Here is a 12,352-nt window from a genome sequence, read left to right as displayed (position 1 = left end):
CCCCAGAATTCTGATCCATGGGGCACGGCGCTTGGCGACCGTGTCAGCCGGATTACGTTTTCAATCAGTGGCGAAGAGGCTTCGATGAAACAAACCATTACCCGTTACGATGCGGCATCCCGCTATCTGCACTGGCTTACTGCAGCCTTGTTGGCTGCGCAATTCGTTGTCGCCTTGACGATGCCCGATATCACGCGCAACACGCCCGCCATCGGACTTGTCGCGTGGCATCTCTCGCTGGGCGTCACGATTCTGGGACTCACCGCGATTCGACTGGTGTGGTCGCGCTGTCGCAGCACGCCGACGAAAGACAAGAAGTCGATCTTGCACATGTTCGCGTCGGTTGCGCACAAGGGCTTGTATGCGCTGTTGGTGGTCGTGCCCGTCCTGGGCTGGATCAACGCGTCGGCGCGGGGCTACGGACTGAAGTTGCTGGGCGTGGTGCCGTTGCCCGCGTTGTCGACGCAGGGATCGTCTTTCGGCCACTCGATGGGCGACGTGCACTCGTTCCTTGCCTACGTGTTGCTTGGCGCGATCGGGATGCATATCTGTGCCGCGCTTTACCATCACTGGGTGCTGCGTGACGGCACCTTGCACAAGATGCTTCCCGTGCAGAACCAGCCGGAACCCAGCACGACCCGCTAACGGCCGGTTTGTCGCGCGACGCTGTCTGATCGCCGTCGCGCGACACGAATTTCCGCAGCAAACACATTCGCCCGCCCACCGTTCCCGGTGGTTGCGGGCGAATTCGTTTGTCGATACAAGCGGGCCTTCATGCGCCGCCACCATCACCGCCCCGAAACCGCGCAGATAACGACAGTTTCTAATGCGTGGCTAAGAGTGGGGGCATAGGCTTCGGTTTGCGCAATTTCCCGCGCCATTTTCGTAGCACGCTCATTTCAAGGAAGACGCCGCATGGAGCGCCTGAATGACACGTTGTTTCTCATGCTCAATGCATCGGCGTTACCCACGCCCCCGGTATTCGGCATGGCGGTTTTCTTTGCGCAGTACTTGATTCTGACGGTGCCTGTGGCAATGGGGCTGTTGTGGCTGCGCGCCGACGAGGCGCAGCGCCGGTCGCTGATTGCCGCCGCCATGGCCGGCGCCATCGGCCTCGCTGTCAATCAGGCGATTGGCTGGGTGTGGCAACATCCGCGCCCGTTTATCGTTGGCATCGGACACACTTATCTGGCGCACGCGGCAGACAGTTCATTTCCGAGCGATCACCTCACGCTGATCTGGTCCGTCGCCTGCGCGCTCCTGCTGGACAATCGAACCCGAACGGCGGGCATTGCCGTCGCACTGCTCGGCCTCCCTGTGGCCTGGGCACGCATCTTCCTCGGCGTGCATTACCCGATGGATATGGCGGGATCGGCAGTTGTTGCAGGCATTTCCGCTTGGCTTGCCACGCGGCAAATGCGCTGGCTTCGAACAGCCGCCTACCGTCTGGCCATGGCGATTCACCGGAAGCTTTTCGCACGTTTGATCGAACGTGGATGGGTTCGGGCATGAGCCACATGCCGTGTGACGGACTAAGGGTGAGCTAAGCGTCTTGTTGGACACTTCACATGTTATCTAATGAACCCGGAGGCAAGCATGAATCGTATCAATGCATCTAGCCCGGCATGGTTAAACAAAGTGCCTGAAGTGACCTTGACGTTCTGGCTCATCAAGATGATGTCAACGACGGTCGGAGAGACGGCGGCCGACTTCTTGAACGTCAATCTCGGGTTCGGATTGACCGGTACGTCTGCCGTGATGGGCTTGCTTCTGGCGATCTTCCTGGGACTGCAAATCAATGCGCGCCGATACATCCCATGGCGCTATTGGAGCACCGTCGTATTTGTCAGTGTTTTCGGAACGCTCGTCACCGACAACTTGAGCGACAACCTTGGCGTACCGCTTGCCGTGTCGACGCTTGCGTTTTCGGCCGCGTTGCTCACGACATTCGGGATTTGGTATGCGAAGGAGCGGACCTTGTCGATTCATTCGATCGACACGATGAAACGTGAGCTTTTCTATTGGACCGCAATTTTGCTCACCTTCGCACTCGGCACGGCAGCGGGCGACTGGGTGGCCGAAGGTCTGAATCTTGGGTACGCGAACTCCGCTTTGATGTTCGGTGCGCTGATCGGCCTGGCTGCCATTGCGAGATTTGTGTTTCAGCGAAACGCTGTCACCACGTTCTGGATCGCCTATATCCTGACTCGCCCGTTCGGCGCCTCGTGTGGTGATCTTCTGTCGCAACCCATTTCCAATGGTGGTCTGGGCCTGGGTGTTGTCGGCACGAGCGCCGTATTCGTTACGGCAATCATAGCGCTGGTCCTGTATCTCTCCATTGCCGAGCGCAATGCAGCGCGTCAGCAAGTCTGAATTCTCTAGGACACTTCCAACCGTGAATACAACCGTACAGAAAACACTTAGCAAGGTCCCCGAGGTCACCCTCTTGTTCTGGGTGATCAAGATCGCCGCCACGACCCTGGGCGAGACCGGAGGCGATGCCGTCTCGATGTCCATGAATCTCGGCTACCTTGTCGGCACCGCGATCTTCGCGGTGGTGTTCGCCATTGCCGTCTCGGCGCAGATTCGTGCCAAGGCATTTTCGCCCGCGTTGTACTGGGTGACGATCATTGCCACGACGACGGTCGGCACCACACTCGCGGACTTCGCCGATCGGTCGCTTGGCATCGGCTACGCCGGAGGCTCGTCGATCCTGCTCGCCTTGCTGCTTGGCTCTCTGTGGCTCTGGTACCGAACGATGGGCTCCGTGTCCGTGCATTCGATCCACTCGCCCAAGGCCGAAGCGTTTTATTGGGTTACGATCATGTTTTCCCAGACGCTGGGCACCGCATTGGGTGACTGGACGGCGGACACCGCGGGGCTCGGCTATACGGGCGCGGCCGTGGTGTTCGGCGCGCTCCTGTTGATTCTCGTCGGTGCGTATTTGTGGACACGCACGTCGCGCACGTTCCTGTTCTGGGCAGCGTTCATCCTGACGCGTCCGCTGGGTGCCGTTGTCGGCGATTTTCTGGACAAGCCGATCAGCGCCGGTGGGCTTGCCCTGAGCCGGTACTCGGCGTCGTTTGCCCTGCTTGCATTTATTCTGACGAGTCTGCTCTTGTTCCGGCAACGCGCCGCGGCGAAAGCGCATTGATCCGTCGCTAGAAAGGAAATGGCATGCGCATCTTGCTCGTCGAAGATGATCCAATGATCGGCAGTGTCGTTCGCGATTCGCTCAAGGATGCGACATTCGCCGTGGATTGGGTTACCGACGGGCAGGCGGCGCTGGCGGCAGCCGACTGCCAGCATTACGACCTGGTACTGCTGGATCTGGGCCTGCCGGGCAAAGATGGTCATGTGGTGCTGCAAAGCCTGAGATCGCGAGGGCATCAGGTTCCCATCATCATTGTCACGGCGCGCGATACGCTGCCGGAACGCTTGAAGGGCCTTGACGCTGGCGCTGACGACTACGTGCTGAAGCCTTTCGAGATGGCGGAATTGCTCGCCCGCATCCGGGCCGTCATGCGACGTCAGGCGGGACAGGCGCTGCCGGTCATGTCGAATGGCATCGTCACCCTCGATCCGGGCACCCGGCAAGCGCATACGTCGGACGTTGCACCGGTGCAATTGTCGAATCGGGAGTTCGCGTTGCTGCAGGCGTTGCTGACGCGGCCCGGTGCCATCCTGTCCAGAAGCGATCTGGAAGACCGGATTTACGGGTGGGGAGACGAGGTCGAGAGCAACGCCATCGAATTTCTCATTCACTCGCTTCGCAAGAAGCTCGGCTCGAGCATCATTAAAAACGTGAGGGGAGCGGGATGGATGGTATTAAAGGGCGATTGAGCGATTCCATTCGCCTGCGCCTGAGCCTGTGGCTCTCGGTGGCGATCCTCGTCTTTGCCGTGATCGCCGGGGTCATTTCGTTCGCCGCAGCGTTCGACGAAGCCCACGAACTGCAGGACGATGTGCTGCGTCAGGTCGCGGCCCTCGTCGATAACAACCATCTGCAGACCAGCGAATTTCGCAATCTCCAGGCGCCTCAGGCGCCCCAGGCGAGCGGTGAGGAGGCACGCGTGGTTGTTCAGCCGCTCGGCGTGGCAACGCGTCCGGGCGCGGGCGACGGCGACGACAAGCTGCCGCTGTCGCTGCCGGTGACGATGGCCGACGGCCTGTCGACCGTCACCGTGGGCAAAGAGCCGTATCGGGTGCTGGTCAAGACGCTGCAATCCGGCGCGCGTATCGCGGTGGCGCAAGAGACGGACGTGCGCGACCAGATCGCCCGGACCAGCGCGATCCGGACCATCATGCCGCTCGTGGCATTCGTTCCCGTGTTGCTGCTGGTGGTCGGTTGGCTGGTGCGCAGGATATTCCGGCCGGTGGCGAGCCTGTCGAGCGAGATCGACAGGCGTCAATACAGCGAGCTGCATCCGGTGTCGACCGAACATCTGCCGAACGAGATTCGTCCGTTTCTGCGTGCCATCAACAACCTGTTGTCGCGCGTGTCGACGTCGGTCGACGCGCAGCACCGCTTCGTGGCCGACGCCGCGCATGAATTGCGCACGCCGTTGACGGCGCTTTCGCTTCAGGCAGAGCGCCTTGCCGAGGCGGATATGTCCGCGACGGCCAGGGAGCGCCTGGTGGAATTGCGCCAAGGCATCGAGCGCGGTCGACACATGCTCGAGCACCTGCTGACGTTGTCCAGCGTGCAGGCGACGCAGAGCGACAGGCATGCCACCACCGACTCCGTTCTGCGGGTCTTCCGTCAAACGCTGGAAACGCTGTACCCCCTGGCCGAAGCGAAGGGAATCGACCTCGGCATCGAGGCGAGTGAGGACGCGTCGCTACCGATGAGCGAGGCGGACCTGAGCATGCTGATCAAGAACCTGGTCGACAACGCCATTCGCTATACGCCGGCCGGGGGGCGCGTGGACATGATGCTCTCGTCGGGCAAGGGACAGACGGTTTTGTGCGTCAAGGATACCGGTCCGGGGATCGCGCCGAAGGAGCGCGATCGTGTTTTCGATGCTTTCTACCGAGGGCTGGGCACCAGCGAAGTGGGGTCGGGCTTAGGGTTGTCGATCGTGAAGGCCATTGCAGAGAAGGCCGGCGCCGATGTGCGCCTCGCCTACGCGGATGAGGTCGCGCGAACGGGCCTGAGCGTGACCGTCGTCGTACCGGGCGCATCGACCAATGTGCATGAGGGGGGCGGGGCGTGATGGGCTTCTCCGACGTCTACGAGAAGCGGCTCCATTTCGTCTTCGAGGCGAGCCTGTGGATAAAGGCGCTCTTCGCCCTTGCCGAGATCGTCGGCGGCGTCGTGGCGTACTTTATCCCCCGGCATTTCCTGCTGTCGACCGTGCTTTGGGTGACGGGGAACGAAATTGCGGAAGATCCGCACGATGTCGTCGCCCGCTTTTTGCTGCATACGGTGCAGCATCTTTCCGTCAGCTCACAGAAGTTCGCGGCGGCTTACCTGCTCGCGCACGGCGTGATCAAGTTATGGCTGATCATTGGCTTGCTGCGCGACAAGCTCTGGTATTTCCCCGTTTCGATGGTCGCGTTCGCCCTGTTCGTCGCCTACCAACTCTACCGATTCACGTTCACCCATTCGCCTTGGCTGCTGGTCCTCTCGGCACTCGACATTGCCATCATTGCACTGACGTGGCACGAATATCGCCTCTCGAAGACGCTCCATGCGCGTGGGAACGCCGGAACCGTCACGCGCAGCTAACGGCCTCCGGGCGTCAGTGAAACAGGCTCGTAAAACAAAAAGGCAGACGAACTCGCGTTCATCTGCCTTTTGAATGCCTGGTGCCCAGGGCGGGACTCGAACCCGCACGCCTCTCGGCGCTACCCCCTCAAGATAGTGCGTCTACCAATTCCGCCACCTGGGCAGGGGACGGCGATTGTAACGGGAAAATCGAGTTTTGTGAACGGCCGTTATAGCCCCTCAGGCCGCCCGACGCTTCGTCGACCCCACGACCGACAACGACGGCGCGTGCGGCGCCGCGTGCTGCCCATCGCGCAGACGGAAGCGCGCCACCGTCTCCGCCAGCATACGAGCCTGCTCGCTCAGCATGGCCGACGCGGCCGCCGATTCTTCCACCAGCGCGGCGTTCTGCTGTGTGGCCTGATCCATCTCCGAGACCGAGCGGTCAATCTGGCTGATGCCCGTGCTCTGCTCGGTCATGGCGCCGTTGATCTCGCTCACCAGACGCTGCACGCGCGTAATTCCGTCAACGATTTCGTTCATCGTGGTGCCTGCCGCCTGCACCCGTTCCGTACCGCTCTTGACATTCTGCACCGACGTCTCGATCAGCGTCTTGATTTCCTGAGCGGCCGCCGCACTGCGTTGGGCCAGCGTGCGAACCTCGCCCGCCACCACGGCGAAGCCGCGTCCCTGCTCGCCCGCACGTGCCGCCTCCACCGCCGCGTTGAGCGCCAGGATGTTGGTTTGGAACGCAATACCGTCGATCACGCTGATGATCTCCGTGATGCGTTCCGACGACTGCGTGATCGCCGCCATCGTGCCGACCGCATCGGTGACGACCTGACCGCCACGCGCGGCGGCGGCGCTCGCATCGTTGGCCAGGCGCGTGGCATGCTCGGCGGTCTCGGCCGTCTGCTTGACGCTGGACGTCATCTCCGTGAGCGCCGACGACGTCTCCTGCAACGACCCTGCCGAAGCTTCCGTACGTTGCGACAGATCGCGGTTGCCCATCTCGATCTCGCTGGTGGCCGATGTCATCGACGACACGCCCGAGCGCACGTCGAGCATCACCGAGCTGATCTTGTCGACGAATGCGTTGAACGACTTCGAGATTTGCGCCACCTCGTCCTGCCCGATGACATCGAGACGCTGCGTCAGGTCGCCGTCACCCGAGCCGATGGTGTCCATGGCGTCGCGCACGATCGACAGACGCTTGAACGCGCGCGACGTAAAGATGGAGGCAATGACCAGTGCGATTAACGTCAATATCACGAGCGTGATGCCTGTTGCGTCCAGCACATGCGTCAGGCCCGCTGTGGCTTCCGTGCGGTCGAGCGCCACCACCAGATACCAGTCCGTGCCCGGAATGCGCTTGGCCTTGAGCAGCTTGGGTGCGCCGGAGAGTTCCATCGCGACCGGTGCGGCGCCGTCGGCAGCCATGCCCGGCAGCGAGTCGGCGGTGAGCGCGGGCGCCACGTCCGTCGACGGCTTGAGCGAGAACTTGTTATCCGGGTGAGCGATCACCTGACCGTCGCTCGCCACCACCAGCGCGAGGCTCGACGGCGTGGGATGCACCGCCTTGATGATGTCCTGCACACCAGTGAGCGCCACGGCGCCGCTGACCACGCCGGTGGTCTGGCCGTCACGCAGGATCGGCGCGGTGAAGGCGACATACGGAATGCCCGTCGACGAATCGCCATACGGCTTGGTGACGGTGAGCTTGCCTGCCGCCAGGGCGCTCTTGTACCACGGACGCGCCGTCGGGTCGTAGTCCGGCGGCGTGGGCGCGGTGGAGAAGAATGTCTTGTCCGACCAGCCGATGCTCGTGATCGGGAAGTCGTTGGTCTTGCCCATGAGCTTCACGAGCCCGGCCGGATCTCCTTTCTCGACGACTTGCGACGTCGCCACGACCGCCTGCGCTTTGTCGGCGGACCAGCGCTCGATGGTGCCGGCATTCCCATTGGCCACGGCCGACAGCGTGTCGGCGATGCTCGACATCATGCTGTCACGCACGATGACGTAAGTCGTGATGCCAGAGAGAATCAGCGCGCCCACCACCGTCAGGCAGGAAATGAGCAGAATCCGGGTTCGCAACGAAGTGACTTTCATGAGCTTTCATCGGTAGGCCCGCGTGCGGACCGTTGAATGGGGGGGCGACGGGCTAGGCGGTGCCACCTGCGCCGTCGCATTGATACATTGCAGCATTACTCTCTGCGCTTACGGCTGGGGGAGGCCGAAACTTTAATGAGTGCGGATCAATGAGCGCATGAGTGCGCCTTGCGGCCCACGGCAGGGCGAGCGGGAATTCAGCGGGTGCTGGGGCGCGTGAGATCGGGGAAGCCGAGCGTTGTCGCGTGGCAACCGTCAGCCAGCGCATCGTCGTGGGTCGAGAAGAAGACGCAGCAATCCTTGCCGAGGGTCGTGAACCAGTCGATCAGCACGGCGCGCGAGGCGGCATCGAGTCCGCCACTGGGTTCGTCCGCGAGAATCACACGCGGGCTGCCGAAGTGCGTGGCGGTCAAATAGTATTTTCGACGTGTGCCGAGCGACATCTGGTCGAAGCGCTTTTCCATATGCGGCATCAGCCCGAACCGCTCGGCCAGATCGAGCACGCTGGCACTCACGTGCGTTTGCCTGTCGGCGGCGCGCTGTTCGAGAAAGCCACGTCCGGTTTGCGACGGCTCGCCCAGGCAGTCGAACGGCACCACGGCGAGCGACGCCTTGGCCTCGGCAGGGGCGTCGCGCATGGCATGTCCGTCGATCCAGACCTGGCCGTCGTCCGGCACGACCGTGCCCGCGAGCATGCCGAGCAGCGTGGTCTTGCCGCCGCCCCCTTCGTCGCGCAGAGCAAAGCATCCGCGCTCGGCGCGGAAGCTCAGGTGCTGGAAAAGCGTGAAAGTGCCGAAGCGTTTGGCAAGATTCTCGAAACGAAGCATGGGCGTGTGACGGCTACTTCAGATAGGCCTTGATGACATGAAGCACGGGGGCCAGTTCGGCCTCGCGACGTGCCTGCTCGGACTCGTTGACGAGGTGATCGACGAGATGCCCCTCGATGACCGCGCCCATCAAGCCGTTGACCGCCCCGCGAATCGCCGCGATCTGCTGGAGAATCTCGATACAGTCGCCCTCTTCGTTTAGTTGCCGCTCCAACGCCTGTGCCTGGCCCTGAATGCGACGTACGCGTGCCAGCAACTTGTGCTTTTCCCGAATCGTGTGCACGGTCTGTCGCGCTCCTGTCTGTGTCGATCAAATGGCCGAAAATGTTAGCACGTACATACTAGGGGCCAGTATATCCCCGATTCGGCTTCCCGCGGATCGGAGGCGCGCCGCCGATTACTCGCCGATCAGAAACGGTGGACCGAAGCGCGTGGCGATGTGCTCCGTCGACTCGAACAATTCGCGCAGGACCTGACTTGTACACGTCGGCTGCACGTATAGATAGAACGCGACGTCGGGCAAGCGCGGCAGGCCGTCGGCTTCAGAGAGCACGCGCATGTTCGCATCGAGAAGCTCGGTGGTGCGAGCCGTCACCCCGAGGCCCGCGCTGATCGCCGCCCTGATGCCGGTCAGTGTCGGCGAGATGAAGCTCGTGCGCCAGGCGATGCCCGCCGCGTTGAGCCGCTCGATGGACAAGCGGCGAAACAGGCTCAGTTCGTCGGCCATCACCAGCGGCACAGGCGCGGACGAATTGAAGATGAAGTCGTCGGCACAGATCCACACCATCGGCGAAGTGCGCAGCTTGATGCCGGGGAAGGCTTCGTCGTAGCGCGTCGAGATCGCCAGATCCAGCTCCTTGTCGCGCAGGGCGTCCATCAAATGCGGGCTGCGGCCGACGATGATCTCCAACTGCAATTCCGCCGAGAGTTTCGATAACCGTCGCAACATGCTCGGCAGAATCGAGTCGGCCACGTCGTGCGGCGATCCAATGCGCAGCTTTTCCACCGGTCCGCGCGTTTGCATGACCTGTACGGCCTGGTCGTTGAGCGCCAGGATCTTGTTCGCATAGGCCACGAGCCGCACGCCATCGGCGGTCATCGCCTTCTGCCGGCCCTGCTTTTCGAACAGCGCGCACCCCATCTCCTGTTCGAGCCGCTGCATCTGCTGGGTGATGGCAGACTGGGTGCGTCCCACGCGCGTGGCGGCTGCCGCAAACGTCTCGTGCTGCGCAATCGCCACGAAAGTGCGCAACAGGTCGATATCCAGATTTCGCATGACGGTTCTGCGCCAATGCTTCAGGCGCGCTAATGTTTCAGGGATAAAAATTAAATTGTTCTCGGGGATTTTGGTCGATAACCTGCCTGACACTCAAGCAATATTTATGTAATCGGGCGGAAGCTGGCGTTGACCGGCCCCCCTGATCATCGATTCGCCCTTCGGTCGAACTCAAGGAGACTCAGGATCATGTGGCAACGACACTTTGCAGCCGCGCTGTTCGCAACACTCGCCATCACGGGCGTCGCACACGCTGACCAACTGGCCGACATCAAGGCGCGCGGCACGCTTGTTTGCGGCACGCAGAACGCCAGCGAGCCGTATGCGTTTCCCGACGCGGCCACGCGCAAGATCGTCGGATTCGACGTTGACGTGTGCAACGCGATCGCGAAGGGATTGGGCGTGAAGCTCGAACACCGTGCGCTGTCGACCGACGCCCGCATCCCCGAACTCAAGACGCATCGCGTCGACGTGCTGGCTGCCGCCGTTGCCTGGATGCCGGCCCGTGCCGCTCAGGTCGACTTCAGCGACCAGTACTTCGTTGCCCCGATTCGCGTGCTGGTGCGCGCCGACTCGCCGGTGCAGACGCTCGATCAGCTCGCGGGCAAGAAGATTGCCGCGTCCGAGGGGTCCAGCTCGGCCGCCGTGTCGGTCACGCGTCTGCCCGATTCGAACCTGCTCACCTTCCACGACATTTCGTCGGCGTTCCTCGCGCTGCAGCAAGGTAAGGTCGAGGGGCTGGTGGCGGGCCAACTGATTCTGGCGCGCTTCGCCAATGAAGCTGCCGCCAAGGGCGGACAGCAATACCGACTGCTCACCAAGTCGGTCTTCGAAGAACGTTGGGGCGTGGTGACCAACAAGAACGAACCCGCTTTGCTCGCCGCCGTGAACAAGATTCTGGTCGACTACGACAAGTCGAATGGTTTGCAGGACAGCTTCGACAAGTGGCTCGGCAACAAGTCGGTCTACAAGTTCACGCGCGACTATAAGGTCGAGCCGATCAAGGTGCAGTAAGCGAGACGCGGCGTAATGTTCGATCTTTCGTTTCTGCTCGAAGACGGCTACCTGAAGCTGTTTCGCGACGGGGTGCTGACCACGCTCCAACTGTTCGTGGTCTCGGGACTCCTGGCGATCGTGGTGGGCGTGGTGCTCACCACGCTGCGCGCCCTGCCGGTCAAGCTCTTCAAGGGCTTCGTGATCGTGGTGGTGGAATATCACCGCAACGTGCCGGTGCTGGTGCAGATTCTTGTATGGTACTTCGGCGTGCCGCAACTGCTGCCTGAAGGCCTGCGCGACTGGATCAACGCGGGCAACACCGAGTTTGTCTTCGCAACGCTGGCCCTGGCGCTCAATGCCGGCGCGTTCATCTCCGAAGACCTGCGCTCGGGGCTGCGCGCGATTCCGCACACGCAGCAGGAGGCCGCGTGGTCGATCGGTCTCACGTACTTGCAGTCGTTCCGTTATGTCGTGCTGCCGCAGGGTATTCGTGTGGCGACGCCCGCGTTGCTCAATCAGGCGCTGTTGCTCTTCAAGAACAGCTCGCTGGCAATGGCGATTGGCGTGCACGAACTGATGTATCGCACGCGTCAGATCGACAACCTGACGTTCCGCACGTTCGATGTGTTCATGGTGGCGACGATCCTGTATCTGATCGGCACGCTGGCCTTGATGGCGCTCTCCGAGCACGTTGCCAAACGCCGTACGGCGCCCTCGGGAGTTTGAGACGATGTACGAGATCCTGCATGACTATCTCGCGCTGTTCCTCGTTGGGAGCTGGCCCAACGGCCCGCTTGGCGGCGTGGCGATCACGCTCATTCTCTCGGCGCTCGGGCTGGTGATGTCGTTTCCCATCGCGGTGGTGATCGGCATGGCGCAAGTCTCGCCGCTGCGCTGGCTGCGACGTGCGGCCGGTGTATGGACGCGACTGGTGCGCGGCATCCCGCTGCTGATGATCATCTTCTGGGCGTACTTTGCTGTGCCGCTGCTCGTGGGCGCCGAGGTATCGGCATTCACGACGGCCGTGTGCGCGATCATCGTCTACGAGAGCGCCTTCCTGTCGCAGATCGTGCGTGCCGGCCTCGAAGGCCTGCCGCGCGGCCAGATGGAAGCGGCGCGCTCGAACGGGCTGTCGTGGCTGCAAAGCATGCGTTACGTGCAATTGCCGCAGGCGCTCGCGAACATGTTGCCGTCGATCGTCAACCAGTTCGTGTCGATCATCAAGGCGACGTCGCTCGCCTATGTGATCGGGGTGCCCGAGCTGACGTACTCGGCCGCGCAGGTTAATACGATCGTGCTGACCAAGCCGCTGCAGACGTTCCTCGTGCTCGCAGCTTTCTATTTCGTGTTGTGTTTCGCCATTTCGCGTTTCGCCGGCTGGCTCGAGCGTCGTATCGCCCGTCAGCGTGCGGGATTGGCCTAAGTGCAGGATTC

The 12,352-nt window shown here is 62.1% G+C and carries 14 protein-coding genes and 1 tRNA gene; 10 read left to right on the top strand and 5 right to left on the bottom strand.

Annotated features, from left to right (window positions below; genetic code table 11):
• The first annotated feature begins 84 nt into the window (after nucleotides 1-84).
• The 7 genes from PanNE5_RS06585 to PanNE5_RS06555 all read left to right on the top strand — a co-directional run bounded on the left by PanNE5_RS06585 (nucleotide 85) and on the right by PanNE5_RS06555 (nucleotide 5,731).
• The gene (locus tag PanNE5_RS06585; protein ID WP_150553183.1) at nucleotides 85-645 is read left to right on the top strand and encodes a cytochrome b; all 561 of its coding nucleotides are present in this window, start codon (nucleotides 85-87) and stop codon (nucleotides 643-645) included.
• Between the two features lie 270 nt (nucleotides 646-915).
• Nucleotides 916-1,512, top strand: coding sequence for an undecaprenyl-diphosphatase (locus PanNE5_RS06580; protein WP_261939453.1), 597 nt, complete (start codon nucleotides 916-918; stop codon nucleotides 1,510-1,512).
• Nucleotides 1,513-1,578: 66 nt separating this feature from the next.
• The gene (locus PanNE5_RS06575; protein ID WP_026131501.1) at nucleotides 1,579-2,373 is read left to right on the top strand and encodes a membrane protein; all 795 of its coding nucleotides are present in this window, start codon (nucleotides 1,579-1,581) and stop codon (nucleotides 2,371-2,373) included.
• A gap of 22 nt (nucleotides 2,374-2,395) precedes the next feature.
• Nucleotides 2,396-3,154, top strand: coding sequence for a hypothetical protein (locus tag PanNE5_RS06570; RefSeq protein WP_261939452.1), 759 nt, complete (start codon nucleotides 2,396-2,398; stop codon nucleotides 3,152-3,154).
• Between the two features lie 23 nt (nucleotides 3,155-3,177).
• Entirely contained in the window at nucleotides 3,178-3,843 is a 666-nt protein-coding gene (locus tag PanNE5_RS06565; protein ID WP_261939451.1) for a response regulator transcription factor, read from the top strand.
• A complete protein-coding gene (locus PanNE5_RS06560; protein ID WP_261939450.1) occupies nucleotides 3,819-5,216 on the top strand; it encodes an ATP-binding protein in 1,398 nt (465 codons plus the stop codon). Before PanNE5_RS06565 ends, PanNE5_RS06560 begins: the two co-directional genes overlap by 25 nt.
• On the top strand, nucleotides 5,216-5,731 hold the full coding sequence (locus tag PanNE5_RS06555) for a DUF2127 domain-containing protein (RefSeq protein ID WP_017231476.1): 516 nt from the start codon (nucleotides 5,216-5,218) through the stop codon (nucleotides 5,729-5,731). Before PanNE5_RS06560 ends, PanNE5_RS06555 begins: the two co-directional genes overlap by 1 nt.
• Nucleotides 5,732-5,809: 78 nt before the next feature.
• Here PanNE5_RS06555 and PanNE5_RS06550 read toward each other — a convergent pair.
• From PanNE5_RS06550 to PanNE5_RS06530, 5 genes are all read right to left on the bottom strand, one after another.
• Nucleotides 5,810-5,894: transfer RNA gene (locus PanNE5_RS06550), tRNA-Leu, on the bottom strand.
• Between the two features lie 56 nt (nucleotides 5,895-5,950).
• Complete coding sequence (locus PanNE5_RS06545; RefSeq protein ID WP_017231477.1) at nucleotides 5,951-7,819, bottom strand: methyl-accepting chemotaxis protein; 1,869 nt, start codon at nucleotides 7,817-7,819, stop codon at nucleotides 5,951-5,953.
• A gap of 197 nt (nucleotides 7,820-8,016) precedes the next feature.
• On the bottom strand, nucleotides 8,017-8,646 hold the full coding sequence (locus PanNE5_RS06540; protein ID WP_017231478.1) for an ATP-binding cassette domain-containing protein: 630 nt from the start codon (nucleotides 8,644-8,646) through the stop codon (nucleotides 8,017-8,019).
• Between the two features lie 13 nt (nucleotides 8,647-8,659).
• Nucleotides 8,660-8,929 (bottom strand): metal/formaldehyde-sensitive transcriptional repressor, encoded by a 270-nt coding sequence (locus PanNE5_RS06535; RefSeq protein ID WP_261939449.1) that lies wholly within the window; start codon nucleotides 8,927-8,929, stop codon nucleotides 8,660-8,662.
• Between the two features lie 114 nt (nucleotides 8,930-9,043).
• The gene (locus PanNE5_RS06530; RefSeq protein WP_017231480.1) at nucleotides 9,044-9,922 is read right to left on the bottom strand and encodes a LysR substrate-binding domain-containing protein; all 879 of its coding nucleotides are present in this window, start codon (nucleotides 9,920-9,922) and stop codon (nucleotides 9,044-9,046) included.
• A gap of 189 nt (nucleotides 9,923-10,111) precedes the next feature.
• Between PanNE5_RS06530 and PanNE5_RS06525 the strand changes: the two genes are divergently transcribed.
• Genes PanNE5_RS06525 through PanNE5_RS06515 form a run of 3 tightly spaced genes read left to right on the top strand, consistent with a single transcriptional unit; the run spans nucleotide 10,112 to nucleotide 12,341 of the window.
• Nucleotides 10,112-10,936 carry a transporter substrate-binding domain-containing protein gene (locus tag PanNE5_RS06525; RefSeq protein WP_017231481.1) on the top strand — a complete coding sequence of 275 codons (825 nt, stop codon included), beginning with the start codon at nucleotides 10,112-10,114 and terminating at the stop codon, nucleotides 10,934-10,936.
• A gap of 15 nt (nucleotides 10,937-10,951) precedes the next feature.
• Nucleotides 10,952-11,644: an amino acid ABC transporter permease gene (locus PanNE5_RS06520; RefSeq protein WP_017231482.1), complete on the top strand. Its 693-nt coding sequence runs from the start codon at nucleotides 10,952-10,954 to the stop codon at nucleotides 11,642-11,644.
• A 4-nt stretch (nucleotides 11,645-11,648) separates the two neighbouring features.
• A complete protein-coding gene (locus PanNE5_RS06515; protein WP_017231483.1) occupies nucleotides 11,649-12,341 on the top strand; it encodes an amino acid ABC transporter permease in 693 nt (230 codons plus the stop codon).
• Nucleotides 12,342-12,352: the final 11 nt, after the last annotated feature.

This window comes from Pandoraea sp. NE5 (assembly GCF_024363545.1).
GTDB classification, from domain to species: domain Bacteria; phylum Pseudomonadota; class Gammaproteobacteria; order Burkholderiales; family Burkholderiaceae; genus Pandoraea; species Pandoraea cepalis.
Note: the sequence above shows the minus strand (reverse complement) of the source record. Positions and strands in the feature narration are given on the sequence as shown.

Excerpts from the sequence above, each read along its gene's own strand:
- PanNE5_RS06585 (WP_150553183.1), top strand. The coding sequence starts at position 85 with ATGAAACAAACCATTACCCGTTACGATGCGGCATCCCGCTATCTGCAC.
- PanNE5_RS06580 (WP_261939453.1), top strand. The coding sequence starts at position 916 with ATGGAGCGCCTGAATGACACGTTGTTTCTCATGCTCAATGCATCGGCG.
- PanNE5_RS06575 (WP_026131501.1), top strand. The coding sequence starts at position 1,579 with ATGAACCCGGAGGCAAGCATGAATCGTATCAATGCATCTAGCCCGGCA.
- PanNE5_RS06565 (WP_261939451.1), top strand. The coding sequence starts at position 3,178 with ATGCGCATCTTGCTCGTCGAAGATGATCCAATGATCGGCAGTGTCGTT.
- PanNE5_RS06560 (WP_261939450.1), top strand. The coding sequence starts at position 3,819 with ATGGATGGTATTAAAGGGCGATTGAGCGATTCCATTCGCCTGCGCCTG.
- PanNE5_RS06555 (WP_017231476.1), top strand. The coding sequence starts at position 5,216 with ATGGGCTTCTCCGACGTCTACGAGAAGCGGCTCCATTTCGTCTTCGAG.
- PanNE5_RS06545 (WP_017231477.1), bottom strand. The coding sequence starts at position 7,819 with ATGAAAGTCACTTCGTTGCGAACCCGGATTCTGCTCATTTCCTGCCTG.
- PanNE5_RS06540 (WP_017231478.1), bottom strand. The coding sequence starts at position 8,646 with ATGCTTCGTTTCGAGAATCTTGCCAAACGCTTCGGCACTTTCACGCTT.
- PanNE5_RS06530 (WP_017231480.1), bottom strand. The coding sequence starts at position 9,922 with ATGCGAAATCTGGATATCGACCTGTTGCGCACTTTCGTGGCGATTGCG.
- PanNE5_RS06525 (WP_017231481.1), top strand. The coding sequence starts at position 10,112 with ATGTGGCAACGACACTTTGCAGCCGCGCTGTTCGCAACACTCGCCATC.
- PanNE5_RS06520 (WP_017231482.1), top strand. The coding sequence starts at position 10,952 with ATGTTCGATCTTTCGTTTCTGCTCGAAGACGGCTACCTGAAGCTGTTT.
- PanNE5_RS06515 (WP_017231483.1), top strand. The coding sequence starts at position 11,649 with ATGTACGAGATCCTGCATGACTATCTCGCGCTGTTCCTCGTTGGGAGC.